Annotated in this window: 24 protein-coding genes; 13 read left to right on the top strand and 11 right to left on the bottom strand. The window is 67.6% G+C overall.

Features of this window, described 5'->3' with window-relative positions; all coding sequences use genetic code 11:
• Positions 1-15: 15 nt before the first annotated feature.
• The 6 genes from V7778_RS11165 to V7778_RS11190 are packed head-to-tail and all read left to right on the top strand — an operon-like array spanning position 16 to position 5286.
• A complete protein-coding gene (locus V7778_RS11165; RefSeq protein ID WP_335555165.1) occupies positions 16-756 on the top strand; it encodes a hypothetical protein in 741 nt (246 codons plus the stop codon).
• A gap of 23 nt (positions 757-779) precedes the next feature.
• The gene (locus V7778_RS11170) at positions 780-1127 is read left to right on the top strand and encodes a hypothetical protein (protein WP_335555167.1); all 348 of its coding nucleotides are present in this window, start codon (positions 780-782) and stop codon (positions 1125-1127) included.
• 1 nt (position 1128) lies between these two features.
• Positions 1129-2430 (top strand): APC family permease, encoded by a 1302-nt coding sequence (locus V7778_RS11175; RefSeq protein WP_335555168.1) that lies wholly within the window; start codon positions 1129-1131, stop codon positions 2428-2430.
• Positions 2427-3365, top strand: a complete 939-nt coding sequence (locus V7778_RS11180; RefSeq protein WP_335555170.1) for a Phenylacetic acid catabolic protein — start codon at positions 2427-2429, stop codon at positions 3363-3365. Before V7778_RS11175 ends, V7778_RS11180 begins: the two co-directional genes overlap by 4 nt.
• A 17-nt stretch (positions 3366-3382) precedes the next feature.
• Entirely contained in the window at positions 3383-4447 is a 1065-nt protein-coding gene (locus tag V7778_RS11185; protein WP_335555172.1) for a fatty acid desaturase, read from the top strand.
• The gene (locus V7778_RS11190; RefSeq protein ID WP_335555348.1) at positions 4447-5286 is read left to right on the top strand and encodes a metal-dependent hydrolase; all 840 of its coding nucleotides are present in this window, start codon (positions 4447-4449) and stop codon (positions 5284-5286) included. The genes V7778_RS11185 and V7778_RS11190 overlap by 1 nt, the downstream gene beginning before the upstream one ends.
• Positions 5287-5295: 9 nt before the next feature.
• Here V7778_RS11190 and V7778_RS11195 read toward each other — a convergent pair whose 3' ends face one another.
• The 3 genes from V7778_RS11195 to V7778_RS11205 are packed head-to-tail and all read right to left on the bottom strand — an operon-like array spanning position 5296 to position 6857.
• Positions 5296-6015, bottom strand: coding sequence for a helix-turn-helix transcriptional regulator (locus tag V7778_RS11195; RefSeq protein ID WP_335555174.1), 720 nt, complete (start codon positions 6013-6015; stop codon positions 5296-5298).
• A 53-nt stretch (positions 6016-6068) separates the two neighbouring features.
• Positions 6069-6191 carry a hypothetical protein gene (locus V7778_RS11200; RefSeq protein ID WP_335555176.1) on the bottom strand — a complete coding sequence of 41 codons (123 nt, stop codon included), beginning with the start codon at positions 6189-6191 and terminating at the stop codon, positions 6069-6071.
• A 45-nt stretch (positions 6192-6236) separates the two neighbouring features.
• A complete protein-coding gene (locus tag V7778_RS11205) occupies positions 6237-6857 on the bottom strand; it encodes a TetR/AcrR family transcriptional regulator (RefSeq protein ID WP_335555178.1) in 621 nt (206 codons plus the stop codon).
• A gap of 181 nt (positions 6858-7038) precedes the next feature.
• Here V7778_RS11205 and V7778_RS11210 point away from each other — a divergent pair, with 181 nt between their 5' ends.
• Together V7778_RS11210 and V7778_RS11215 are read left to right on the top strand one after the other, a co-directional pair.
• Positions 7039-7503 carry a winged helix-turn-helix transcriptional regulator gene (locus tag V7778_RS11210; protein ID WP_335555179.1) on the top strand — a complete coding sequence of 155 codons (465 nt, stop codon included), beginning with the start codon at positions 7039-7041 and terminating at the stop codon, positions 7501-7503.
• Between the two features lie 164 nt (positions 7504-7667).
• The gene (locus V7778_RS11215; RefSeq protein WP_335555181.1) at positions 7668-8582 is read left to right on the top strand and encodes a helix-turn-helix domain-containing protein; all 915 of its coding nucleotides are present in this window, start codon (positions 7668-7670) and stop codon (positions 8580-8582) included.
• A 75-nt stretch (positions 8583-8657) separates the two neighbouring features.
• Here the strand turns inward: V7778_RS11215 and V7778_RS11220 are convergent, their stop codons facing one another.
• The 4 genes from V7778_RS11220 to V7778_RS11235 all read right to left on the bottom strand — a co-directional run bounded on the left by V7778_RS11220 (position 8658) and on the right by V7778_RS11235 (position 16521).
• The gene (locus V7778_RS11220; RefSeq protein WP_335555182.1) at positions 8658-9827 is read right to left on the bottom strand and encodes a GGDEF domain-containing protein; all 1170 of its coding nucleotides are present in this window, start codon (positions 9825-9827) and stop codon (positions 8658-8660) included.
• Between the two features lie 155 nt (positions 9828-9982).
• Positions 9983-11320, bottom strand: coding sequence for an MFS transporter (locus tag V7778_RS11225; RefSeq protein ID WP_335555184.1), 1338 nt, complete (start codon positions 11318-11320; stop codon positions 9983-9985).
• Entirely contained in the window at positions 11317-13803 is a 2487-nt protein-coding gene (locus V7778_RS11230; RefSeq protein ID WP_335555186.1) for a family 20 glycosylhydrolase, read from the bottom strand. Before V7778_RS11230 ends, V7778_RS11225 begins: the two co-directional genes overlap by 4 nt.
• A 69-nt stretch (positions 13804-13872) precedes the next feature.
• Positions 13873-16521, bottom strand: coding sequence for a TonB-dependent receptor (locus V7778_RS11235; RefSeq protein ID WP_335555188.1), 2649 nt, complete (start codon positions 16519-16521; stop codon positions 13873-13875).
• Positions 16522-16929: 408 nt separating this feature from the next.
• Here V7778_RS11235 and V7778_RS11240 point away from each other — a divergent pair, with 408 nt between their 5' ends.
• From V7778_RS11240 to V7778_RS11250, 3 genes are all read left to right on the top strand, one after another.
• Positions 16930-17568 carry a choice-of-anchor J family PEP-CTERM protein gene (locus V7778_RS11240; protein WP_335555190.1) on the top strand — a complete coding sequence of 213 codons (639 nt, stop codon included), beginning with the start codon at positions 16930-16932 and terminating at the stop codon, positions 17566-17568.
• 63 nt (positions 17569-17631) lie between these two features.
• Complete coding sequence (locus V7778_RS11245; protein WP_335555192.1) at positions 17632-18039, top strand: post-PEP-CTERM-1 domain-containing protein; 408 nt, start codon at positions 17632-17634, stop codon at positions 18037-18039.
• Between the two features lie 2 nt (positions 18040-18041).
• Complete coding sequence (locus tag V7778_RS11250; protein WP_335555194.1) at positions 18042-19517, top strand: PA domain-containing protein; 1476 nt, start codon at positions 18042-18044, stop codon at positions 19515-19517.
• Positions 19518-19529: 12 nt separating this feature from the next.
• Here the strand turns inward: V7778_RS11250 and V7778_RS11255 are convergent, their stop codons facing one another.
• Positions 19530-20909 carry an HD-GYP domain-containing protein gene (locus V7778_RS11255; protein WP_335555196.1) on the bottom strand — a complete coding sequence of 460 codons (1380 nt, stop codon included), beginning with the start codon at positions 20907-20909 and terminating at the stop codon, positions 19530-19532.
• 182 nt (positions 20910-21091) lie between these two features.
• Here V7778_RS11255 and V7778_RS11260 point away from each other — a divergent pair, with 182 nt between their 5' ends.
• Positions 21092-22705: an FAD-dependent oxidoreductase gene (locus V7778_RS11260; protein ID WP_335555197.1), complete on the top strand. Its 1614-nt coding sequence runs from the start codon at positions 21092-21094 to the stop codon at positions 22703-22705.
• Positions 22706-22791: 86 nt separating this feature from the next.
• Here V7778_RS11260 and V7778_RS11265 read toward each other — a convergent pair whose 3' ends face one another.
• Together V7778_RS11265 and V7778_RS11270 are read right to left on the bottom strand one after the other, a co-directional pair.
• On the bottom strand, positions 22792-23424 hold the full coding sequence (locus tag V7778_RS11265; RefSeq protein WP_335555200.1) for a hypothetical protein: 633 nt from the start codon (positions 23422-23424) through the stop codon (positions 22792-22794).
• A gap of 132 nt (positions 23425-23556) precedes the next feature.
• On the bottom strand, positions 23557-24777 hold the full coding sequence (locus tag V7778_RS11270; protein WP_335555201.1) for a serine hydrolase domain-containing protein: 1221 nt from the start codon (positions 24775-24777) through the stop codon (positions 23557-23559).
• 166 nt (positions 24778-24943) lie between these two features.
• Here V7778_RS11270 and V7778_RS11275 point away from each other — a divergent pair, with 166 nt between their 5' ends.
• Positions 24944-25930 (top strand): LLM class flavin-dependent oxidoreductase, encoded by a 987-nt coding sequence (locus tag V7778_RS11275; RefSeq protein ID WP_335555204.1) that lies wholly within the window; start codon positions 24944-24946, stop codon positions 25928-25930.
• 5 nt (positions 25931-25935) lie between these two features.
• Here the strand turns inward: V7778_RS11275 and V7778_RS11280 are convergent, their stop codons facing one another.
• A complete protein-coding gene (locus V7778_RS11280) occupies positions 25936-26526 on the bottom strand; it encodes an isochorismatase family protein (protein ID WP_335555206.1) in 591 nt (196 codons plus the stop codon).
• Positions 26527-26607 lie beyond the last annotated feature (81 nt).

The following is a 26607-nucleotide window of genomic DNA, read 5'->3' on the forward strand; positions in this document are numbered from 1 at the left end:
GGGTCTCGACTGACAATGAGTGCACAAGCCATCTACCTGGGCGCGCTGCGGCGCGCCTACCTCTCCGACCACAGCGTGCTGTTCTACGGCGTGCTGGCGGTCGGCTGCGGCATCGCTTCCTTCCTGCACCTGGGGGCCTGGGAAGCGCTGCTCTACGGGGCCATCGGCTGGGCGGTCTACCTGCCCGAGGAATACTTCAGCCACGTCTGGGTATTCCACGGGAAGATCCCGCGCAACCGCTTCCTGTACCGCCTGCTGTACCGCCTGCACCTGGGCCACCACGACAAGCCGCGCCGCCTGGACCTGCTGTTCACGCCGACCTGGTACACCCTGCCGGCGCTGCTGCTGAACGTGGTGCTGTTCTATGCGGTGACCCGTGACGCATGGCATACCGCGGCGCTGTGCACCGGCCTGATGCTGGGCTACCTGATGTTCGAGTGGTGGCACCTGATCGTGCACTCGCCCTACGAACCGGGTCCGGTGATGCGCTATATCCGCCGCCAGCACATGGGGCACCACCACTGGAACGAGATGCGCTGGTTCACGATCACCCCGCCGGCCGTGCTGTTCGACGTGGTATGCCGCACCGGCGGACGGGTGCACGACGCCCCGCGCAGCAAGAACCCGCCCACCGCCGGCCTGGAAGCCAACGACGAGCGCCTGCTGCATGCGCGCCGCCACTACAGCGGCGCCAGCGACTGGAACGAAGACGAATCGGCGATCTGGCAGCTCGAACGCCGCCAGGCAGCCCAATAAGCCCAATAAGAACAGGAACTCCCATGCTCGACGTACTCGACAACTTCAAGAACCAGGTCAACGGCAACGCCCAGATCCAGCGCATCGTCAAAGGCTGGAACACCGATGTCGCCCTGGAGGAAAGCGACACCGCGACCTCCTGGCGCCTGCGCGTCAAGGAAGGGACCATCCAGGCCATCGAACGCGCCGAACCGGCCGCCAACGACGACTGCGCGATGCGCATCGTGGGCGACGCGGCCACCATCCGCGCCGTCTTCGAAGGCCGCGTCAACGGCATCCGCGCCAATAACGACGGCCTGATCGAGATCTACGGCCCGATGAGCGACCAGGTCAAGCTGGACGCCATCGCCCTGATCCTGTGGGGCATCTGAAGTGAAAAGCTCGCGCGAAGCCGTCATGCTGGTCGCCGTCGGCGCCGGCATGGCGATCACCATCAGCTGCAACACGGTACTGGTCTCGCTGTTCCCGTATGCCGGCGGCGGCTTCCTGTTCGGCGCCCTCGGCATCGCCGGCCTGTGCATGGCGGTGGTGGTGCTGGCCTTCGCCGAGCTGTCCTCGCGCTTCCCCGGCGCGATCGGCATCCGCGCCTTTACCAAGGCCGCCTTCGGCAACCGCTTCTCGCTGGCCGCCACCCTGTTCTACGTGGCCATGGTGCTGTTGATCGGCGGCCTCGAAGTCTACCTGTGCCACAAGATGCTGGTGCAGGTGCTGCCGCCCCTGGTCGCGGAAGGCGTGCTGGCGCTGCTGCTGGCCTCGGTCCTGTTCGTCAACCTGCGCGGCTTCGAGCTCTCGCTGCAGCTGCAGGTGCTGATGACGGTGGCGGTGGCGGCGACCATGGTGGCTCTGGCCGCCCTGGCCCTGCCCGGCCCCGTCGCCGCGCCGGCCACGACCCCGGTCCAGCTGCTGGACGCGGTGCCGCGTGCCCTGTTCCTGTTCGTCGGCGTCGAGTGGGCGATCCTGTACGTGGCGCGCCACGAATCCTTCCGCCGCACCCTGCCGGTCGCCCTGGTCAGCGCGGTGGCCCTGATCGCCCTGCTCTACGGCCTGTTCGGCACCGCGCTGCAGGCGCGTTTCGCGGCGGGCAGCCTGGGCAGCCTGGCCCTGCCCCACCTGGAGCTGGCGCGCACCCTCGGTTCGCCGACGGCGCTCTACCTGGCCACCATCGTCGGCCTGCTGGCGGTGCTGAGCTCCTTCAACGTCGGCCTGTCGGGCGCGGCCCGCATCCTGTACAGCCTGGCGCGCGAGCGCGAGCTGCCGGCCTGGTTCGCCCAGCTCCACGGCGACCGCCTGGCGCCGCGCAACGCCATGCTGGCGGTATCGGTGGGCGTGCTGGCGATGGCGCCCCTGATGTCGATGCCGGCCCTGGCCGAATCGCTCAGCATGCTGTTCAGCTTCCACCTGGCCGCCGTCTACGTCTGCGTGCTGCTGGCCTGGACCCGCATGCGCAAGCTGCCGGCCGGCCGCGGCATCCGCCAGCCCCTGCATCCGCTGGTGGTCTGGCCCACCCTGGCCTTCCTGGCCGTGACCGCGGTCGGCGTGATGGCCGATCCGCAGGCCGCGACCGCACGCATCATCCTGCTGGGCGAATGCCTGGCCATCGGCGCCATCAGCGTCTACCTGTTCCGAACCTCCCTGCGCAGTACTTCAGCAAATCCCCAAGGAAAACCACAATGAACGACATGACCGCACCGGCACTGGCTATCGACACCACCGCCACCGCCATCGACCCCCAGCAGAAATTCTGCGCGGACGACTGGGATGCCTCCCGTTTCGACGTGCAGCACTGGCTGGGCCGCGCGGCATGGCGCACCCTGAAGGACACCAACTACGGCATCAGCCCGGGCGTGGGCGTGACCCACCGCGCCGTGCACGAGGACAAGCTGGTCAACCAGATCTACAAGCTCGACATCGCCACCTTCCTGACCGCCGAGCGCATTTCCTACACCGGCATCGCCAAGCTGATGCAGCACGCACCGGACGAGGCCTCGCAGATCTTCCTGGCCACCCAGGTGGTCGACGAGTCGCGCCACTACGAGGTGTTCTGCCAGCGCCTGGCCCAGTTCGGCGTGTCGCCGGAACAGCGCGACCAGCTGATGGAAGACATGACCACCAAGGAGCTGCGCGCCTTCTACGACCTGATCTGCGAGCAGGTCGACAAAGGCGACTTCGCGGCCGCCATGATGGCCCACAACATCGTCCTGGAAGGCATGGCCTACCCGATCTACCGCTACGAGTCGGCCTACTGGTCGGTGTTCGATCCGAGCCTGACCCAGCTGATCCGCGGCGCCTTCGCCGACGAGGTGCACCACGTGCGCTTCGGCGAAGCCATCATCAGCCGCTACACCCGCCTGGGCGACGAATCGCGCAACCGCATGATCAAGCTGGCCCACGAATTCCACCAGCTCATGACGGCCGTGTTCGAATCCTCGATCGCGCACTACATTCACCTCTACCAGCTGGTGACCGACCAGTACATGGACGAAGTGGGCGACATCGAGATCTTCCAGGGCCGCAAGATGCGCGACGTGTCCGAGAAGGACCAGGCCTACATCCTGATGGAACAGATCCAGCAGGAGCACGCGACCAGGATGCAGCGCATCGGCCTGTAAGGACGGATCACTTCACCATGTCGCCATATATCGTATTCTTCCTGCCGGCGCTGGTGCTGTACGCGACCTGGTTCCTGTGGTCGCGCGAGCACGGGGACCTGGCCTTCGCCTGGGCCGCGATCGCCTTCATCTTCGCCGTGGTGCCGCTGGCCGACACGCTGGCGGCGCGCAAGCGCAGGCAGCGGCCGGATCCCTCCCCGGAACGCCCGGTGAGCGAGCTCCTGATCGTCCTGCTCAGCCTTCCGCTCCAGGTCTGCAACATCTTCTTCTTCGCCTGGTTCATCGCCAGCCATGAACTGGCCTGGTGGGAGGCCGGCACGGTGCTGTTCATCGCCGGCATCCTGTCGGCGCTGTACGCCCAGAACCCGGCGCACGAGCTGATCCACCATGGCAGCCGCTTCGAGCGCGTGGTCGGCACCATGCTGTTCTCGACCAGTATCTATTCGGGCGCCAAGCTGGCCCACGTGCACAGCCACCACCTGCTGGTGGCCACCCACCGCGACCCGACCTCGGCCAAGTACGGGCAGTCGCTGTACGCCTTCCTGCCGGGCGCGGTGGCGGTGAATTTGTTCGGCTGGTGGGGGCCCAAGGGCGGCCAGGTGGCGCGCGCGTCGCTGTTCCGGCGCAAGATCGTGCTCGAGAACCTGCTCGGCTATGGGCTCAGCCTGGGCTGGGCCACGGCCATCGCCCTGCTGTTCGGCGCCGGATCCCTGGTGTTCTTCCTGCTGCAGTCGGCGATCGGCATCCTGGTGCTGGAAATGATGAACTACATCGGCCACTATGGCCTGGAGCGCCGCGTCGACGCCCAGGGGCGGATGGAAGCGGTGTCCGAACGCCATGCCTGGGATTGCGACCTCCCCTTCAGCAACCTGGTGCTGATCTCGGTGCAGAAGCATTCGGACCACCACATCAATCCGAACAAGCCCTACGGGGAACTGCGCTGCACGCCGCACAGCCCGCGCCTGCCCCTGTCCTACCCGCTGCTGTTCCTGCTGACCCTGGTGCCCTTCCTGTGGCGCCGCGTGATCCATCCGCGCCTGGACGCCTACCGCGCCGGCAGCCCACAGAAGGAGGCGGCGTGATGCACGACCAACGCGAGATGCGCCACAGCAGCACACCCGTGGAACTGGCTTTCCCGACCCCGCGCTTCGATTTTTCAAGCTGCGAGCCCGCCAGCTGGAACGGCGGCTCGGCCCCGCGCAGCCATTTCTGGAACACGATGTCGAGCCTCCTGCCCAACATCGAGTTCTGCGCCATCCGCAGCCTGATGCCGCTGGTGGCCCAGATCCACGACCCCAAGCTGGCGCGGGAGGTCCGCCAGTTCTGCGACCAGGAAGCGGCCCACGGCACCGCCCACTCGCATTTCAATGTGGAGCGCCTGCACCGCGACTATCCGGCCCTGGCGAAGATCGAGGCCTGGGAACGCGGCCTGTTCACCTTCTTTGCGCGGCGCCTGCCGCGCAGCCTGTTCCTGGCGCTGTTCGTGGCGGTCGAGCACTGGACCGCCGCCTTCTCGCAATACGGGCTGGAAGAGCCGGACGCCTGGTTCAAGGACTGCGATCCAGCCATGTTCGAACTGTGGGAATGGCATGCGGTGGAGGAGCTGGCGCACAAGGCCGTGTGCTACGACGTGTTCCGCTTCCTTGGCGGACGCTATGTGGCGCAGGTGGCGGGCATGGTCCTGCTGCTGGGGGCGGTCATGCTGCCGGGGATCGCCCTGCGCATGACTTACCTGTACTGGAAGGACGGCCTGCTGTTCAAGCCGCGCGCCCACTTGGGTTTCGCCGCGTATCTGTTCGGGCGGCGCGGCGTGCTCACGCGTACCGCCCTCGATTTCCTGCACTATTTCAATCCGCGCTACCGGCCCTGGGACGTGGATTCGCTGCCCCTGATCCGCGCCTGGCAAGCGCGCACGGAGTAGGACACGATGTCAGTGCAGACACTTCGCGATGGCCTGGGTCCGGTTGTTGACCTGGAGCTTGATGAGGATGCGCTGCACATGGTTCTTGATGGTCGAGACCGCGACGCCGAGGATGCAGGAAATCTCGGAGTTGGTCTTGCCCATCCGGATCCAGGCCAGGATCTCGCGCTCGCGCGGGGTCAGCACCGCGGCCGGATCGTCCTTCTCCTTCTGGCTTTCCTCGAAGGCCAGGCGCGACAGCACGCTGTGCAGGATCGGCGTCATGATCGACAGGTTGCGGCGCAGCGACTCGCCTTCCTGGGCGGCGCCGGCCTTGGGGTCGGTCATGCACAGGTAGGTGGTGGAGCCGTCGCGCACCTCGGTGTTGGCGGCCACCGCCACCCGCGAGAAGCCCTTCTGGCGGAACATCGCCTGCCACAGCGCTTCACCGCCGCCGTTCGGGCACAGGTCCTGCATCACCGGCGAACGCGCGGCGCGCGATTCGTGCAGCAGCGGCATGGTGAGATAGCGGTCCTGGATATCGAAGGTCTTGATCAGGGCGCCCGGAAAAGACGAGGACACGAAGAAGGGCGTCATCGAGAATTCCGGCTGCATGCGGCCGAAGCCGATCAGCACGCTGCTTGCCCCGCTGTTGTCGATCAGGTGGGCGTCGGCCCATTCGGCCAGTTGTTGTCGGGTCCCGACTTGCGTCAGGTGTTCGATCGCGCTCAGCACAGTTACATCGTTCATTTTGGTCCTGCGAAGTTATGATTATTCGGAACAACAAGATTGCAGGGGTCGATCTAGGCCAGCATGAAGACCGAGAAGTCTTCGTTGCGTTTCGGGATCGTGTGGACAAAACGGGCCGCGTAAACCATCGTGGCGATACCGGCGGCCGCGGACAAAAGCAGGAAATAGCTCAGCATGATGGGACTTTCTCTGTGGTTGGAATCGGGGACCTCGGGCCGCGCCTACTGCAGCGTGACCGGCGTCTGGGTGTAGGAAGCAAGCAGCCGGCGGCAGGCCAGCACCATGCGCTGGCCGATGCTCTCGTCGCGGAGAAAACGCGCGTCGTGGGCCATGCCGACCACCAGGCTGTGGATCTCGAAGATCAGCTGGTCGCAATTGGTGTCGGGCGGGAGCTGGCCCAGCTCGACCGCGTCCTGCACCAGTTGGCCCAGCAGGCCGCGCCAGCGCGCCAGACCGTGCTGCAAGCGCTGGTGCAAGGCCGCGTCCAGCGCTGCGCCGTCGAAGGCGCCCGCGATGTACAGGCAGCTTGCGCCCATCGCCGCCCCGCTCGCGCGCAGGGCCAGCTTGCGCACATGTTCTTCCAGCGCCGGCAGGCCGCGCGGCGCGGCGCGCGTCGGCGCCACCACGTCGCTCAGGAAGCGGCGGTCGTATTCGTCGAGCACCGCACGTTGCAGGCTGTGCAGGGAACCTGCACGGCAGAACACGCCGCTCTTGCTCATCCCCAGGCGCTTGGCCACCTTGCCGAACGAAACCTGGGCGATGCCTTCGGCCATGGCGATGTCGAGCGCCGTCACAACGATCTCTGCCAGGGTTTCATCCGCTTTGGTCGATATTGTTTTCATCGCAGTATTGTTCCGAAAAATTTCTGATGGGACAACTCTTATACATGCTAGTTGCGGTTTTTTAACAACTTTTCCCCCTTTGGTGGGGGCCTAACTGTGTCATGCCTACTGGGTTTCGTTTTGCAAGTGATAGAATACTAAGCGATAGACTTTCATTTTGCAAGTATGTAAAATAAGGATTATGGATACCCGTTCAACTACTGCCTGCCCGATTGGCCGGGCCGCCCACCTGATCGGCGACGAATGGATCATGCTGCTGCTGCGCGAGCTGTTTCAAAGCCCGCAGAAATTCGACGAGCTGCAGAAAAAGACTGGCGCCGCCACCAACATCCTGTCCAACCGCCTTGGGCGCATGGTCGCCAATGGCCTGGTGGCCAAGGTGATGTACCAGGAACGCCCGCCGCGCTACGTCTACCGCCTGACCAAGCCGGGCCTGGCGCTGCTGCCGATCGCGCTCGAGCTGATGCGCTATGCGGAGGAATGGATGCCCACCGAACTGTGCTCGCCGCTGCAGCTGCGCCACACGACCTGCGGCAAGCTGACCCGCGCCGGCCAGGTGTGTTCGGAATGCGGCGGCGCGATCACGATCAAGACCGCGCGCCTGGAACAGCGCGACCTCGATGCCGAGCTGCCGGACCTCGCATAAAACTTTCCGACTGTTGCGTGGGCGCCTCACCTGTTTCGCCACGACATTGCGTTTGACCGCATAATTGATGCAGTTCAGTCAATACACGATGCGATGTCCAGCCGTCCCGTCCCTGCCCTCTGCGCCGCGCCGCGCCCCATCCCTTCGCGGGAAGGGCGGGCCGCATGACGGCCCGGGCGCCCGCACGCACGCCGACCCGGGTCTCGCGCCTGTACGAGGTGATGGACCTGATGCTCGACTCGGTCGGCGATCCGCTCAACCTGCATAGCCTGGCCGCCTCGGCCAGCTACTCGAGCTTTCATTTCGACCGCATCTTCCGCGAGCTGACCGGCTTTTCGGCCGTCGAATACCAGCGCAAGCGGCGCCTGCGCCGCGCCGCTCACCTGCTGCGCCACGAGCCTGACGTGGCGGTCGGGCGCATCGCCCAGGATTGCGGCTTTCCCTGCAACGCCGCCTTCTCCAAGGCCTTCAAGCAGCAGTTCGGCATGTCGGCCAAGAGCTGGCGCGACGGCGGCTGGCGCGCCTACATGGACGCCCAGGTGGGACGCGAAAGCGACGTCAGTTTCTTCGTGGCGGAGCCCGGCAACCTGGAAGTGATCCTGGCGCCCTATTGCCCGCCCGAGCCGGGCAGCATCGCGGCGCGCATTGCGGTGCGCGCGCTGCCGGCCGTGCAGCTGCGCTACCAGCGCTTCTTCGGCCAGTCGGGCGCCGCGCTGTCGGTCGCCTGCAACAGCTTCATCTGCGAACGCGAACGCGCGGGCCTGCCGCCCGGCAGCCCGTGGTACGGGGTGTTCGACGAGGATCCCGGCTTTACCGGCGAGCGTGAATACTGCTACGACTTCGGTTTCGCCAGCGAACAGGAAGACCGCCAGTTGGGTACACGCGTGCTCCCGGCCGGGCACTACGGAGTGCTGGAGTTCCGCCACGAGTGGCCGCGGTTCCGCTCGATGTACGAGGACTGGCTGGAGAAGCAGGCCGTCTGGCGCCTGGACAGCACCCGCCCCCACATCCAGAAGGTGGAGCGCTCGGGGGACGGACAGTGGCAGGGCTGGTTGGCCTTGCCGGTCAAGAAGCGCTAGCGCTGCGGGCATAGCGCACGGCATCGCGATTGCCCGGTGGAGCCAGACGCTCCCTGGCTCCATGGGGCACATGGATCAGGCAGATTTCAGGTGTTTTTCCTGCTTTTGCTTGTACATGGCCGAGTCTGCTATTGCGACCGCGGCGTCCACGTCGCCGTCGATCTCGAGGAAGGACAGCCCGACCGAGAACCGGATGGCAGGCGTGTCCGCCCCCGCCTTGCCCAGCTCTACGCGTGCGGCCGCGATACGCGGCTCCAGGCTTTCCGGGCGCATGCCCGGCGCGATCACGATGAACTCGTCGCCTGCATAGCGGATCAAGGTGTCGCCCGGACGGAAGTTGGCGCGCAGGACCTGGGCAAAGCGTTTCAGGCAATCGTCCCCCATCTGGTGTCCGAAGCGGTCGTTGATCTGCTTGAAATCGTTCAGGTCGAAAAACAGGATCGATGCTCCCTGCGGGCGCACCGCCCGCAATGCCGGCATCAGTGTGCGGCGGTTGGCCAGTCCGGTCAGCATGTCGCTTTCCGCCAGCTCGCGCATGCGCTCCTTGGCGGCGCTCATTTCCTGGTGGCTGTGCGCCAGCTCTGCCGCAATGATCCGATACATGGTCAGCACGCAGCCCAGCGCGATCATCCATTCGGCCGCACCATCGAAGGACGAATGCGCAGCCAGATAAGGCTCCACCAGGTCGGGAGGCAGCCAGGCGACGCTGGTCAGCTGCGACAGGTAGGCCAGCGCCTCCACGCTGGCAAAGCCTGCGCGCACGGCGAAGCCGGCGGCAAGCCAGGACCACGCGGGCGGCTGTTCGCGCAGGATGAGCGCGACCGCCGACCACAGGAGCAAGGCGGAGCCGGCTGCGTTATAGACGCCAAGCTGGTTGATCGACTGGTAAGTGAGGGCCACGAAGATGCCGTAGGCAAGGCAGGCCAGCAGCACCGCCCCGATCCGCCGGCCTCGCACGATCCGGCCGGACAAGGCGGCGACGCCCACGATCAGCAGGCAGGCGAAGCTCATCTTCATGGAGACGTAGAGCGTGGCGACCAGCTTTCGCAACCAATATTGCTCCGGGCGGAAGACCCAGTAGCCGACCGTGATCGACAGGGCGACGAAATTGGCGGTCCAGGCCCAGACGTGCGGCCGCAGTTCCGGCCGACGTACCGAGCGGTACAGGACGACCAGAAAAATCATGATCATCGTGTCCGAGACCAGCTGAGCCATGGTGCTCCAGCGATAAAGCAAAACTTCCATGCATCCTCGTTCGCGGTAACAGTCGGGTGCTTACCCAACAATGAAGTATTGACAGCATAAACGAGGAGTCATTCCCTTGCAGGAACTTTTATTGCACGGTTATTCGCGTCATCGTCCGGAGAGTGCATGCATTACGTAGAGACGGCCCGACGAAGCTACAGGTCGCTCGTATCGGCCCTGGGGGTATGGCCGGCGGCGTCGGCGGAACCGGGTTCCAGCTTCATGACCCGGCTCAAGACCAGCACCGGCAACGCCGCCGCCAGTACCCACAGGAAGAAACCGCGGTAGCCCAGCGCCTGCTGGATGTCGCCGCTGACGACCTTGGACAGCACGAAGCCCAGCTGCATGAAGCCGGTCCCCAGCGCATAGTGGGCGGTCTGGTAGCGGCCGCTGGCCACCACCTGCATGATGAACAGGATCACGCCCACGAAACCGAAGCCGTAGCCGAACATCTCGACGCCGAGCGCGCCGGTGATCAGGGCCAGCGAGTCCGGCTGGGCCTCGCTCAGGTACCAGAACACGGCGTTCGGCAGGTTCACGGCCAGGATCAGCCAGAGCATGGCGCGCCGCAGGCCGAGCCAGGCGGTGAAGTAGCCGCCGGCGACGCTGCCGGCCAGGAAGGCCGCGGTGCCCACGGTGCCGTAGGCGAAGCCCACTTCGGCGGTGCTCAGGCCCAGTCCCCCGAGCGCGCGGGCGTCGCGCAGGAACAGCGGTCCGATGCTCTGGATCTGCCCTTCTCCCGCGCGGAACAGGATGATGAACAGGATCGCCACCCAGATGCCGGGCTTGGCGAAGAAGCTGCGGATCACGTCGACCAGCGTGGCCGCGACATCCCTGGCCTTGCCGCCGGCCGGCTTGTCCTGCGGTCCGCTCGGGAGCGCGCGCAGGTGGTACAGGCCGAGCAGCGCAAGCAGGCCGCCCAGCAGCGCGAACACGGTGGTCCAGGCGAACTCGGTCCCGACGTGCTGCTCCAGGTAGCCGGCCAGCAGCAGCAGCCCGCCCAGCGACAGGAACTTGGCCGCATTGAAGAAGGCGCCCTGGTAGCCCGCGTAGGCGGCCTGCTCGCGCTCGTTCAGGTTGGCGATGTAGATGCCGTCGGCCACGATGTCATGGCTGCTGGAGGCCAGGGCCACCAGCGCCAGCAGCGCGATGCATAGCGCGAACCAGCCGGGCAGCTGCAGCGCGAGGGCCACCAGGCCCAGGGCCGCGCCACCCAGCAGCTGGAAGCCGACCACCGCCAGGCGCTTGCTGGGTGCCAGCTCCAGGAAGGGACTCCAGAGCGCCTTGAAGGCCCAGGCCAGGCCGATGGCGCCGGTCCAGCGCGCGATCTGGTCGTTGGGCACGCCCATGCTCTTGAACATCTGGCCCGCCACCAGGGCCACCGCATAGAAGGGCAGGCCCTGGGCCAGGTAGAGGGTCGGCACCCAGGCCAGCGGATGGCGGCGCGCCGCGGCGGGAGGGCTGTTCACGGGCAGGTCGTGCATGGCGGTCATGGCGTATCCAGGGTCAGGCTGACGATGCGGCTGCGGCGGCCGCGGGTATCGAAGCTGGCGATGCGGAACAGCGCGCCGGGCGCGAGCGCCACCGGCGCCGCGTAGCGCCGGCTGGCCGCCACCGGCTCCGAACCGTCCACAGTGTAATGCAGGGCCAGGCCCGGCAGGGCGACGTTGGCGTGGGCCGCGCCGTCCTGCAGCGCCACGCCGGGCGGCGGCAGGCGGTAGCCATAGGGCGTGGGCGCGCGGTCCAGGCGCGGCAGCTCGCGCCGCGCCAGGCGGTTGGCGAACTCGTTCCAGTCGGCCTCGATCGCGGCGCCGCGCACGCGCGCGTCAGGGATGCGCTGCCAGCCGGGGTCGGGCGACCAGGCCCGTTCCGCCAGCGCGATCAGGCGCGGCAGGGCCAGGTAGTCGATGCGCGCGGCGCTGCGTGCGTTCTCGCCCCACAGTTGGCCCTGCAGGCCGGCGATGCGCCCCTGCCCCAGCTTGTCGAGCGGCTGCATGGCGGCGCGCAGGCCCGGGTCGAGCGGCCGGCCCATCGGATCGCCGACGTGGTCGGCTTCCGCGCTGGCGAACGCGTCGAGCGGGCAGAACGCGAACGCATGGCGGGTTTCGACGAAACCGGCCCAGTAGTAGCCCGGCTCCTCGGGATGCTTGGCGTAGGCCAGGTCGAAATACAGGTTGGCGGCGTTGGACAGCACCACGCAATAGCCGGCATTGGCCAGGCGGTAGGCGCAGTCCTCCTGGCCCGAACCCCAGGCGTTGTTCCAGACATAGGCATGGAAATCGCTGCCGGCGAAGCGCGGGTTCGGGCGCATCCCCTCCCCCTCGACGTGCAGCAGCGCGGTTTCCTCCCAGCCCGCGAACTCGACGCCGTGGCGCGCCAGGATCGCGCGGCAGCGCGCCACGAAGTCGCCGTGCAGCTGCGCGGCGCCGGTCCAGCCCTCCATCGCCATCCTGGCGCGGCATGCGGGCGAACCGAGCCAGGCCCCGGCCGGCACCTCGTCGCCGCCGGTGTGGATCACGCGCAGCGGCGCCTCGGCCGCGCGGTACAGGGCGCAGACCTCGCCCACCACGGTGTCGATGAAGCGGTCGACCGAAGGCAGCGCGATGCAGATCACGTTGTCGTGCCACAGCTGCACCGATTCGTAGTCCGAGCGGTCGTCGGGATCGCTGAGCAGGTAGGCCCGCGCGCCTTCAGGGTCGCCCGCGGCCAGCAGCCGGTCGTGGCGCGCCCGCATCGCCACCACCGCCGCGCGCGCATGGCCCGGCATGTTGAATTCGGGAATGACGTCGATGTGGCGCGCCTTGGCATGGCGCAGGATGGTGACGAAGTCCTCGGCGCTGTAGTAACCCGTGCCGGCGGAGGTATCGGCCGCGGCGCCGGAACCGAAGGACGGCGGCAGGCAATCCGGCCCCACGCCGCGCCTGGAACCGATCCCGGTCAGCTCCGGCAGCGCGGCGATCTCCAGGCGCCAGCCTTCGTCGTCGGTCAGGTGGAAATGGAAGCGGTTGAGTTTATAGGCCGCCATGCAGTCGAGCAGGCGCAGCACGGTCGGCACGGGGGCGAAGTGGCGCGCCACGTCCAGCATCATGCCGCGGTAGGCGAAGCGCGGCTCGTCCAATACCAGGCCGAGCGGCAGGCTGCCGTCCGCCTCCAGCAGCTGGGCCAGGCTTTGCAGGCCGTTGAAGACGCCGTGCGCGCTTTGTCCGCGCACCCGCACGCGGCGCGCCGTGATCTCGAGTTCGTAGGCTTCCTGGCAGGCGCCTTCCAGCGCCACCTGCCCAAGCTGCAGCTCGACGCCGGTCTCGCCCGGAGGGCCGTCCGGCAGGGCTGCCAGCATGGCCGACAGCAGCGCCGCCTCGTTGGCCAGCTGCGTCGCATGCACCACGGGCGCGCCCGGCGCCAGGCGGCAGCGCCCCGCACCGAAACGGGTGAAGCGCGGCTGCGGCGTGATGCGGCCGATCTCCGCCTCCGGCAGCTCGCGCAGTCCGGCGTTGCGCAGGTGGCGCCGCGCGGCGTCCTCGGTCGGCAGGCGGTCGAAGCCGGCGCGCCGGCGCTGCTCCTCGCGCACGAAGGGCGCGATCTCCGGGTCGCCCAGGTCGACCGGCTCGCCATCCTGCGGCACCAGGTAGAAGCCGAGCGGCGCGTCGGTGACGCTGATCGCCCAGTGCAGTGAATCGTACTCGATGCGGTAGCGCTGCTGTGGCAGCCAGGGTTCGCCGCCGCTCATGCTGAGCCGGAACAGGTCGCCGTTGACGTGCTCGATGGCGAAGCCGGGGCTGACGCTGCCCGCCAGCGCCTTGCGGCAGGTGTTGAAGTACAGGGTCCAGCCGGGCGCGATGGTCCGCGCGGAGACGTTGGCCAGCTCCAAACGCGAACGGAAGCGGTCGTCGCGTACGGTGTTGGTCAGGCATTCCCAGGAGATGGCGACCGGCGCGGCGGCCGGCGCCACGTCCATGGACGAGGGAGGTGTCGACATCGGTATCAGTGGTGGCAATGAGGGGATGCGCCGCGGGGCCCGGCCCGCGGCGGCGGTGGCGCAAGCGGCTTACAGCTTGCCGCGCAGGCCGAGGTAGAAGGTGCGGCCGTTCGAGTAGAACGCGCGCGGGCGGTCCTCGTTTTCGGCGTACATCCGGATGGTCTCGTTGGTGAGGTTGAGCGCGTCGAAGGTCAGGGTCAGGCGCTCGGTCAGTTTCACGTTGACCGAAGCCGTCACGTTCTTCATCCCCGCCACGTGCTGGCTGGCGCCGCGGTCCACGCCCGCCTTGTAGCGCGAACGGTAGTTGTAGGCCAGGCGCGCCGAGAAGCGCTCGTTCTCGTAGTAGCCGGTCACGTTCCAGGTGTTCTTCGAGGAGTTGAGCAGTTCGCCGCCGTCTTCCAGTTCGCCGTCGGCGTGGGTGAAGTTCACCAGGGTGCCGAAGTTGTTCATGAACGGCTGCTGCCAGCTCAGCTCCACGCCCTTGTTGGTGCCTTCGGTATTGAAGGGCGAGGTGATCTGGTACTCGGTCAGGCTCGAGCGCTTGTTGTTGTAGTAGGTGCCGGTCGAGGTGCCCTGGGCCACGATCGAGCGCAGGTCCATGTAGAAGAAGCCCGCCGACAGCAGCGCCTTGGGCGCGTAGTACCACTCGGCGCCGACGTCGAAGTTGGTCGAGCGCACCGGCTCCAGGTTGACGTTGCCGCCGCTGCCGCTCAGGGCGTCGTCGTTGAGCGAGACCGAGCCGCCCAGCGCGCTGTAGTCCGGCCGCGCGATGGTCTTGGCCAGCGCGGTGCGCAGGGTCAGGTCCGGCGTCGCCTCGTACTTGAAGTTCACGCTCGGCAGGTAGTCGCGGTAGGTGCGCTTGAAGGTGGTCGGGGTGTAGGGACCGAAGGCCGAGCCCAGGATCGGGTTCGGGCCGCCCGCCAGGTTGACGACCGTGGTCTGGCGTGTCTCGATGGCGCGCAGGCCGACGTTGCCGCTCCAGTTGTCGCCGCCGAAGTCCAGCATGCCGTACAGCGCGGCGGTCTTCTCGCCGACCTGGAATTCGTCCATCCAGTTGTGGCGCAGCACATAGTCGAGCAGGCGGTTGCCGGGCACCGCGCCCCAGGCGCCCAGGGCGGCGCCGTCGTACTTGAAGTAATTGGACGAGAGATTGCCGCCCAGGTCATTGGCGAAGTCCGACGGGTACATCTGGCCGGTCCAGACCGGCCCCGGGTTGCTGAAGCCCACCGGTCCCGGACGGGTCTCGAGCGGGTGCTCGGCGGTGCGGTGGTGGTCGGTCCAGCGCGCGCCGAAGCGCAAGCTCTGCAGGGTCGGGTGGTCGAGGCGCCACTGGCCGTCGAGCTGGGCGTATTTTTCCTGGTCGACCGATTGCGCATCGCCGCCGCCGGCCCAGGCGGTGGAGCCGGGCGAGGCGGTATTGCCGCCCGGATAGCTGACCGAGGCGGGGGACAGACCGTTCAGCGCATAGACCATGCCGCCGTCGACGTTATTCTGGTAATAGACATCGTCGCGGTCCCAGCCCACGCCATGGGTTTTCCCGAGCTTGCCGGACAGGGTCAGGCGGTCGCTGACGCGCCACTTGCCGTTCAGGTCCAGGTACCAGGATTCGCCGCCGGCATCCGGACGGTAGATGTTGTCGACCTCGCCCGCGTTGCGCTCGAAGGACGCCGCCACCAGGGTGCCGTTGCGCACGACCGGATTGGCCGGGATCAGGTTCATGCTGTTGATCGAATTGGCCGGCGCCGCCAGCCAGTTGGTGTTCTGGTGCGGCGCTTCGAGCTTGGAGTAGAAGCCGTTCAGGTCCACGCTCAGGCCGGCCATCGGGCGCGCCTCGATGTCGAAGGCGCCGCCCTGGCGTTTCTTGGTCTGCTCGAACAGGCTGGCGCCGATGAAGGTCGGCACCACCACGCCCCGCAGGGCGGGATTGGCGACGGCCGCCGCGCTGGTGGGGCTGATCGGGGTGTAGCCGAGGATCTCCTGGCCGTCGCGGCGCACCGTGGCCTTTTCGGAGAAGCCCTGCACCAGCACGCCAAAGGTGCTGGCCGCGTTCTTCCAGCTCACCAGGCCGGACAGGTGCGGCTCGGCCTGGTCGGACAAGTCGTTGTAGTTGGCCTGGATCGATCCCTCCACCGTCAGCGGCTGGCGGAAGTCGAGCGGACGGCGCGTGATGACGTTGATGGCGCCCGACACGCCGCCTTCGACCAGGTCGGCGGTGGGGCTCTTCTGGACCACGATCGATCCCACCAGCTCGGACGGCAGCAACGAGAAGCTGCTGGAGCGGCCGACGTTGCCGCCGATCTGGTTCAGCACGAACCAGTCGCCGGTGCTGATCGCATGGCCGTTGAACAGGGTTTGCTGCAGGCTGGGGCTGGTGCCGCGCAGGCTGACGCGGTCGTTCTCGCCGAAGCCGCCTTCGCCGCCGGCCGAGGACTGGGTATTCACGCCCGGCAGGCGCTGGATGGCGTCGGCCACGTTCTTGTCGGGCATCTTGCCGATGTCCTCGGCCGTCACCACCTCGACCACCGCGTCGGCGTTGCGTTTCTGGCGCAGCGACTGTTCGAGGGCGGCGCGCACGCCGGTCACCACCACCGTCTGCGGATCCGCGACCGCCTGGCCGCTGTTTTCCTGGGCCCAGCTCTGTCCCGACACCATCGCGCAAACCGCCACCGCGCCCGCGATCGCGGTGCGCTTGTACTGCCGTGCCATCCCTTGGTTCATGTGCTCTCCAAAACGTCGATTTGATTGTTGTTCAGCCTTCCGGTCGCGACAGGCGAAACGTTCAGGCCTTTCTCTGTTGGTGGATCGCATTGTGGCGGCAGTCGCATGGCCAGTTTTGTCAAATCTTGCTATCCCGTTGCCGCGTTCATATCGCCGGGAGGCGATCCCGGCGGCGCGCGGGACGGCCGTGCCGTGCTGTCACATTTTCTTACACGTTTTCCAAATTGCAACCCGTTCGTTAAAATTTTTTTAACAAAATCAAGCCTCTATCTTCTTGGCATGTTTGATGCTTTTAGGTATGTCTGTCCGCCGCGGCGATCCCGTTGCGGCAGTATGTCCGGGGTGAAACGGTTCGTCCGTACGAGGTCCCGCGTCGCTCCGCTGTTCAACCTATCGGAGGCGTACTAGATGAAAAAATCAGTGTTGGTTGCCCTGGCATTCGCCGGGCTCATGGGCACCGCGCAGGCGGAAGTGCTGCTGAGCGAAGACTTCAATAATGTCGCGGCCCTGCCCGGCCAGGGCTGGGTGCTGGACAACGAGAGCCAGCCTCCGGGGCCGGTCGCCACCTGGTTCCAGGGCGACCCCGAAACCTTCCCCGCCCACCTCGGCGCACCCAACGCCTATATCGCCTCGAACTTCAACGTGGCCGCTCCCGGCGGCACCATCGAAAACTGGCTGATCACGCCGGAGTTCTCGACCGCGATGAACGTCGTGGTCTCCTTCTTCGTGCGCGGCGACGAGTTCGAAGGCTTCTTCGACCAGCTGGCCTTCGGCTTCAGCACCGGCAGCGCCGACCTGTCCGCCTTCACCCTGGGCAGGCCGATCGTCGTACCGACCGACGCCTGGACCAAGATCACCGTCCAGCTCAGCGGCCAGGGCGCCGGCGCCACCGGCCGCTTCGCCATCGTGCACACGGGCGACGCCGACCTGTCCAACTACGTGGGCGTCGACACCCTGCGCATCAGCGCCATCCCCGAGCCGACGACCGTCATGATCCTCGGCATCGGCCTGGCCGGCGCCGCGCTCGCGCGCCGCCGCCGCACCTAGCCAGCCGCACCAGAAAAAACCAACACGATCGACTTCATCTGTAGTCCAAACCAGGAGAACGTGATGTCACTGAACGTGCAATTCCGCCGGGGCCTGCTGGGCGCCGGCCTGGCCTTGCTCGGCTTTTCAAGCCAGGCGCTGGCCCAGCAAGACCAGACCGCCCCGGCGGCCGACAACATCACCGTGGTGCGCGATGCCGAGACCGGCAAGCTGCGCGACGCCACGCCCGCCGAGCGTGCCGCGCTGCAAGCATCCAATGCGCGCCGCACCCTGCGCGCCGCGCCCCAGCCGGTGCTGCAGAAGTACCATGCCAGCGGCGCCCAGGGAGCGCGCCTGACCGATGAGTTCATGAGCTCCTCGATGGCCGTGCGCAAGGCGGACGGCAAGCTCGAGATGCAATGCCTCGAATCGCACGGCCAGGAGGCCAAGGCGGTTCCCCACAGCCACGCGGCCGACCTGGATACGGAGTGATCATGATCGTCAAACCTGCCCACACCCTGGTTGCCCTCGCCTGTGCCCTCAGCTGCTTCGCCGCCGAGGCGGCCAAGATCACCATCACCAGCCGCGACCCGGCCGGCGTCGGCTTCAACGACCCGACCCCGGTGGCGCCGGTCGGCGGCAACCCCGGCACCACCCTCGGCCAGCAACGCATGAACGTCTACCGCTACGTGGCCGACATCTGGGAACAGAACCTGGCCAGCAACATCAACATCGTCGTCAGCGCAGGCTGGGAGCCCCTGAGCTGCACCGCCAGCAGCGCGGTGCTGGGCAGCGCCGGCGCCTGGAACATCTGGCATGACTTCCCGAACGGGGTACCGGGCACCTGGTATCCGCAGGCGCTGGCCAACAAGCTGGCAGGCGTCAACCTCAGCGCCGGCACGCCGGACGACGGCAGCGGCTTCGGCAACGCCGACATCAAGACCCAGTTCAACATCAACCTCGGCAAGCCCGACTGCCTGGCCGGCAGCGGCTTCTACCTGGGCCTGGACGGCAATGCCGGTACCCAGGTCAACTTCGTGGCGACCCTGCTGCACGAACTGGGCCACGGCTTGGGCTTCTCGGTCATGACGGTCAGCACCGGAACCGGCCGGCGCCTGAACGCCCAGGGCACCGCCTTCACCGACAGCGGCCTGCCCAGCATCTGGGAACGCCACATGTACGACAACACCGCCGGCAAGACCTGGCTGGCGATGAGCAGCGCCGAGCGCGCCGCCTCCGCCGTCAATCCCTTCCAGCTGGCCTGGATCGGGCCGAACGCGGCCGGCGCCGCGCCCAAGCTGCTCAAGCCGGTGGGCCTGGCCAAGGCCACCTCGCCGGCGCCCGGCTACGACCGCACCGCCGACTACATCCCCGCCAGCTTCGGCCCGGCGCCGAAATCGGGCTCCACGATGGGCGCCCTGGCCACCATCGCGGCCCAGGCCGGCGAGGCGGGACCGGGCTGCAGCGCCTTCGACGCCGCCAACGCCGCGGCGGTGAAAAACAAGGTTGCCCTGATCAGCCGCGGCGGCTGCACCTTCGCGATCAAGGCCAAGAACGCCCAGGACGCGGGTGCAGTCGGCGTGATCGTGCACAACAACGTGGCGGGCGCCTTCACCCTGGGAGGTTCGGATCCGGCGATCAAGATCCCGACCATCGGCGTGTCGCTGGCCGACGGCCAGGCCTTCGCGGCCGCGGTGGCGGCTTCGGTCCCCTACGGCAGCCGCGGCAAACCGGGCGCGGTGACCATCACCCTGGGCCAGGATCCGGTACGCCTGTCCGGCGCCGACGCGGCGCGCCGTCCGCTGCTGTACACGCCGAACCCGCTGATGGGCGGTTCGTCGGTATCGCACTGGGACGTCACCGCCGCGCCCAACCTGCTGATGGAACCAAGCATCAACGGCGACCTCACCATCAACCTCAAGCCGCCGTATGACCTGACGGTGCCGCTGCTGAGGGACCTCGGCTGGTAAGCCGGGGCCGCATCAAGCGGTGGGGAACGGCATCCGCGCCACGGCCTGCTTCAGGGCATCGAAGCAGGCCGGGTCGAGCGCCGTTCCAAGCGTTTTCTCCATCATCTCCAAGGCCTTGGGAATCGGGATCGCCCCGCGATAGGGGCGCTCGGCCGTGATCGCATCGAAAATGTCGGCGGTCGTGATGATGCGCGTCTCCAGGCGAATCGCTTCCGCACCGAGGCCGCGCGGATAACCGCCGCCATCCAGGCGCTCGTGGTGGCTGGCGGCGATCTGCGCCAGTTCGGCGAAGGCGCCGATGCGGCCCAGGATGGTCCCGGTGAATTCGGCGTGGCGCCGCACCGCATCCCACTCGTCGCGATCGAGCGCACCCGCCTTGTCCAGCACGCTATTGCTCACTCCCAGCTTGCCGACGTCGTGCAGCAGCGCGCCCCGCTTGAGCCAGCGGCGCCGCTGCGCCGTCAGGCCGAGCGCCTCGCCGATCATGTCGGTGTACAGGGCGACGCGCGCACTGTGGCCGCTGGTATAGGGACTCTTGGCGTCGACCACCTGGCCGAAGGCCGCGGCGATGTCGTCCAGGTAGTCGTCGTCGAGCGCCACTTCGCGTCCGTCCGGCTCCAGCGCGAACACGGCGGCGTCGATGTCCGGCGCGGCCAGCGTGGTCCAGAACGCCTCGTCGCTCGCCACTTCAGCAAAGGCTTGCGCCAGGCGCGGGTCGAACCAGGTGCCGGCACGCTTCTTCACTTCCGCCAGTGCGCTGGCACGGCCGCCGGCGGTATGGAATACGTCGATCACCTGGGCCAGCAATGCGATGCGGGCATGGACCGGAATCGCATCCCCCGCCAGGCGCGCCGGCTTGCCCTGGCCGTTGAAATGCTCGTCCAGCGAATAGATGCCGGCGGCCACGCCGTCCGGGAAGCGCAGCAGGCGCGCGATCTCGGCGCCGCGCTGGCAGCGGGTAGCGATCAGGTCCTGGGCGATGGCGGGACCATCCTTCAGGATCGTCATCACGCTACGGAAGCGCTCGGCCAGTCCCGCCTTCAGGCCAGTATGGCTGAGGACGAAGGAAAGCACCTGTGGCAGGCTATCGCCCACGGTCTTGAAGTCGCGCTTGAATCCCAGGTCGTCGGTCAGGTAGAGCTCGCAGATACGGGCGGCATTGCTGCTGCACCCCAGGTCCTTGAGCAGCAGCGTGTAGTACAGCTCCCATAGCTGGTCACGGGATATGCCGATGGCGCGGCCGACATGCATGCCGATCCAGCAGCAGCGGACGCAATGGCCCGGCGGCTGGCCCTCGGTGATGTCGAGCGCATAGCTGAGCGCCCCGATCAGTTCCGACAGCTTCATGGCGCTGGGCGACAGCGCATCTGGGGGAACGGCAAGCAAGTCCATGAAATCATTCCAGTATGCAATTAGAATTGATTCTACGCACAAAAATCGGGAGCGGTGCATCGGGGAGGCGATTCCCGGGCCGGATGCGGCGGATGCGCCACACGCGGTGCGGCGCCATCGTGCTACCGCTGCTGCGCCGTCGCAGTAGACTGGCGCCACGCGATGACGATACGGAGGCCAGCATGCTTGGATCGACCAACGGCAGTTCGACTTCGGTGTGGATGGACAGCGCTTCGGTGCCCGTCTTTCCTCCCCTGCAGGGTGACGTCGACACGCAGGTGTGCGTGATCGGCGCCGGCATCGCCGGCCTGAGCACGGCCTACCTGCTGGCGCGCGAAGGACGCGAGGTGGTGCTGATCGACGCACTCGGCATCGGCGCGGGCGAGACCGGCCGCACCACCGCCCACCTGTTCCCGCCCGACGAATGGTATGCCTTCATCGAGGACAAGTTCGGCGCCGCCCAGGCGCGCCTGGTGGCCGACAGCCATGCGCGCGCCATCGACCAGGTCGAAGCCATCGTGCGGCAAGAAGGCATCGGCTGCGAATTCGAGCGCCTGGACGGCTACCTGTATGCCCTCCCCGCCAACGGCGGCGGCCATGGCCCCCACGACCTCGGCAAGGAACAGGCCTGTGCGGCGCGCGCCGGCGTCCAGGCCGAGCTGCTGGCGCGGGTGCCGGACCTGTCCTTCGATACCGGTCCGTGCGTTCGCTTCGCCAACCAGGCCCAGTTCCATCCGCTGAAATACCTCGATGGCCTGGCGCGCGCCTTCGTCGCCAAGGGCGGCCGCATCCACGGCGGCACCCACGCCCACCGCATCCGCGGCGACCACCAGCGCCAGACCGTGTCCACTCGCAGTGGCAACATCGAAGGAGAAATCCACGCCCGCGCCGTGGTGGTGGCCACCCATACTCCCTTCAACGACCGCGTCGTGATGCACACCAAGCAGGCCGGCTACCGCACCTATGTGGTGGGCCTGCGGGTGCCGCGCGGGACGGTGCCGCGCATCCTGCTGTGGGACACGGGCGATCCCTATTACTACGTGCGGCTGGAAACCCCGGACAGCGCACGCGAGCACGACGTGCTGGTCGTCGGCGGCGCCGACCACAAGGTCGGCCAGGACGACCATCCCGAGCACCGCTACGACGAGATCGAGCGCTGGGCGCGCGCACGCTTCCCGATGGCGCAGGAGACCCTGTACCGCTGGTCGGGCGAGGTGATGGAACCGGCCGACGGCCTGGCCTACCTGGGCCGCAACCCGATGGACGACGACAACGTCTATGTGATCACCGGCGACTCCGGCAACGGCATGACCCACTGCACCATCGGCGCCATGCTGGTGACCGACCTGATCATGGGCCGCCCGAATCCCTGGAGCGCACTGTACGACCCGGCGCGCAAGCCGCTGCACGGTCTGGGCGACTTCGTCTCCGAGCAGGCCAACGTCATGGCCCGCTACGGCGAATGGCTGACCGGCGGCGACGTCGACTCGGTCCAGGAAATCCCGGCCGGCGAAGGCGCGGTGGTGCGCGACGGCCTGCGCCGCATCGCCGTCTACCGCGATCCGGGCGGCGCCCTGCACGCGGTCTCGGCCAAGTGCACCCACCTGGGCTGCGCGGTGCACTGGAATTCGGCCGAGCGCTCCTGGGACTGCCCATGCCACGCCTCGCGCTTCGACACCGAAGGCAATGTGCTGCACGGCCCCGCCCCGACCCCGCTCGAGAAGGTCGAGCTGGCCATGGACACCAGTCCGCGCCCGGATGCGCCGCGCGGCGGCGTGCGCCGGCCGCTGCGCTGAGCTTGTAAACGACAACACCGGATCCGAGGATCCGGTGCCGCGATGGCGGCCGTGGCCGCCATGCTCCCGCTTGGCGCGGGCGGGGATTACCAGCGCTTGTTGGGGTCGGCCGGTGGCGTCGACGTGGTACCGGTGGTGCCGGTGGAGCTGCTGGTCGTGCCGGTGGTGCCGCTGGTGCCGCTGGTGCCGCTGGTGCTCATGGAGCCCGAGGAACGGGTCGGCGGTTCGCTCGAATTGCCGGTGGCGGTACGGCCCGCCTCGACGCCCGAGCTGCTGCCGCTGGTGCCGCTCATGCCGCTGGAACCGCTGGTGCTGCTGCCGCTGGTTCCGGTGGCGCCGGTGGTGCCGCTGGTGTTGCCCATGTCGCTGGCGCCGCTGGTGGTGCCGCTTTCCATCATGCTGCTATTGCTGGTGTCGGAGCCGCTGGTGGCGCCGGAGGTGCCGGATGTGCCGCTTTGCGCATCGCTCTTCTTGTGCATCTTGTCTTTCTTGTGCATCTTGTCCTTCTTGTCCTGCGACTGCGAGCTGCCGGTGGCGCTCGCGGACGAGCTGCCGCTGCTCTGGTCGTTCATGCTGCTGCCGCTCTGGGAGCCGGTCGCCGTGGTCTGGCCGGTGGTGGCGGTGGTGGCGGTGGTTTGCGCCTGGACGGCGGTGGCGCCGAACAGGGCGGCGGCGACGGATGCACCCAGCAGGCCTTTCAGAAGCTTGTTCATATTCATGTCGATCTCCTATACTTTCGGGGCTCAAAAAATCTCAGCAATATCAATGAGATAACTTGCTTGTGAGGCCGAGTGTAGTAAGGCCGACTCAAAAGGAGCGCACGGTAGCCGAATGGCAATGCCAATTCGACATCACGGTTGGGCTGACGAGGCCGCCTGGGCCGCCAGGGTGCCGAGTTCGGTGTACAGCGGCAGCACGTTGCTCTTGTCGTCCGGATACACGCGGTTCGACAAGAAAACGTAGAAGATGCGCGACTGCGGATCGATCCACAGGATGCAGCCGGTGAAGCCGGTATGGCCGTAGCTGCCGACCGGGAACACGCTGCCGCGCGGCCGCTTGGCGTAGGGCGAATCGATGTCCATCCCCAGGCCGCGCAGGGCCGCGATGCCGGGCGGGGTCTGGACCGTCGTCAGCAGGCGCACGCTGTCCGCGCCCAGCACCCGTACGCCATCGAGCTCGCCGCCGTTCAGGAGCATACGGGCGAAGCGGGCGATGTCGCGCGCGGTCGAGAACACGCCGGCCGAACCGGCCACGCCTCCCATGCGGCGCACGGTCGGATCGTGCACCACGCCTTGCAGCAGCTGGCCCGGCGCCAGGTCGCCGTGCAGGCCTTCGCCTTCCTGGCCGCCCTTCTGGGTCGGCGCGATCGCCGCCGCGGCGACCCGTTGCAGCGGCAGGTAGCCGGTGTCGCGCATGCGCAGCGGTCCGTAGATGCGGCGCTGCGCAAACTGGTGCAGCGGCATGCCGGACACGCGCCGCACCAGCTGGCCCAGCAGCACGTAATTGATGTCCGAATAGCGGAAGAAGCTGCCGGGCGCATGGGTGACCTGCTGGCCGCAGGCGAGCGCATGGGCGTGATCGTCGCCGCGCCAGTCGGGCTTGGCCGGCAGCCCCGAGGCCAGGCCCGAGGTATGGGTCAGCAGGTGGCGCACCGTGATGGCGTCCTTGCCGCCGCCGGCGCATTCGGGGAAATAGCGGATGAGGGGCGCATCGAGGTCGATGCGCCCCTCCTCGGCCAGCATCAGCACCGAGGGCGCGGTGGCGATGACCTTGGTCAGCGAGGCGGCGTCGAAGACGGTGTCCGGCGTGACCGGCACGGCGTCCGCTTGGTAGCTGGTCTTGCCGTAGCCGCGCTCGTAGGCGGCGCCCTCGCGCTCCAGGCGGAACACGGCGCCGGGCAGCTTGCGCGCCGCCACCGCCTCGTTCACGGCGCGGTCGATGGCGGCCAGGCGCGCGGGGTCGAAACGCCGTTCAGCCATGGCAGTCGGGTCCCGGCCCTGGAGATGGCCGCAGCCGGACACTGCGATCGCCAAGGCGGCGGCAAGGAAGGAATGATGCAGGATTCGGCGCATGGCGGGCTCGCGGGCAGGTCCAGGAAAAGCCGGGATTGCCCGGCATCATTACCCGGCCATCATAAGGAGGGGCCTGGCGAGGGTCAATCTTTACACCATGACAACCCGTGCCGGCAAAACCGGACCGGTCCGCACGCGAAAACAGGCATCGGCGTATCATCGCCTCATGATTCCTTTCTCGATCCTCGACCTCTCGCCCATCGCCGAAGGCAGCGATGCGGCCACTTCCTTCCACCGTTCGCTCGATCTCGCCCAGCACGGCGAGCGCTGGGGCTACCAGCGTTTCTGGCTGGCGGAGCACCACGGGATGCCGGGCATCGCCAGCGCCGCCACCTCGGTGCTGATCGGCTACGTGGCGGCCGGCACCGAGCGCATCCGGGTCGGCGCGGGCGGCATCATGCTGCCCAATCATTCGCCCCTGGTGATCGCCGAGCAGTTCGGCACTCTCGAAGCGCTGTTCCCGGGCCGTATCGACCTGGGCCTGGGCCGCGCGCCCGGCTCGGACCATGTCACGGCGCGCGCCCTGCGCCGCAACCTGGCCTCGGATGCCGACGAGTTCCCGCAGGACGTGGTGGAACTGATGGACTATTTTGCCGGCTCGACCCGCCGCCCGGTGCGCGCCGTGCCGGGCGAAGGCCTGGACGTGCCGCTGTGGATCCTGGGCTCGAGCCTGTTCGGCGCCCAGCTGGCCGCCCAGCTCGGCCTGCCCTACGCCTTCGCCTCGCATTTTGCACCACAGATGATGATGCAGGCGATCGAACTGTACCGGGCCAGTTTCCGTCCCTCGGCCCAGCTGGCCAAGCCGTATGTGATGCTGGGATTCAACGTTTTCGCAGCCGACAGCGACGACGAGGCCCGCTTGCTGGCGACCTCGATGCAGCAGGCCTTCGTGAACCTGCGCAGCGGCCGTCCGGGCCGGCTCAAGCCGCCGAAGCCCGGCTATCTCGAGAGCCTGGATCTGCCGGAACGCATGATGCTCGACAGCGTGCTGTCCTGCTCGGCCATCGGGTCGCCGGCGGCCGTCAAGGAGCAGCTGCAGGCCTTCATCGCGCGCACCCGGCCCGACGAGCTGATGATCACCTCGCAGATCTACGACCACGCGGCGCGCCTGCGCTCGTTCGAGATCACCGCACAGATCCAGCAGGCGGGCTAAAGCACCTAAGCCGCCCCCGTTCCGGCCTGCAGCATGTCGATCAGGGTGCGGGTCGAGCGCACCCTGCCCATGCGCGGGAAGATATTGCGGCAGGCGAAACCGTGGGCCTCGGCATCGAAGCTGCTCATCGCGTCTTCCGCGAACACCAGCGCGTAGCCCCGGTCGAAGGCGGCGCGCGCCGTCGATTCCACGCCGAAATTGGTGGCGATGCCGCCCAACACCAGGGTCCTGATGCCGCGCCGCCGCAGCAACTGGTCGAGCTCGGTCCCGTAGAAGGCGCCCCACTGGCGCTTGGTGATCACGGTGTCCTGGGCGTCGACGCCGGCCGTCGGCGCCAGGCGCGAAGCGTCGGGCGGGGCCGCCGGCGCGCCCGGAGGGCGCATCGGGGAATCGGCCAGCGGCGCCGGCAGTTCGTTGACCAGCACGTGGACGTAGATCACCATCGCGCCGCGCCCGCGCATCTCCTGGGCCAGCAGCACGCAGTTGCCGACCGTCTGCTCGGCGCTGTAGGGCGCCAGCTGGCGGCTGACGTTGCTGTTCTGCAGGTCGATCAGGACCAGCGCGGTGCGCGCCGGATCGAGGGATGTGTCGTCCATGGCTTTTCTCCTGGCGGCAGTATTCCCGGCAGTATTCCTGATTCCGGCCCCTCCCGGCGCACGCGCCGTCTTTGCGCCGCG

This window comes from Massilia sp. DD77 (assembly GCF_036961685.1).
Classification (GTDB): Bacteria; Pseudomonadota; Gammaproteobacteria; order Burkholderiales; family Burkholderiaceae_D; genus Telluria.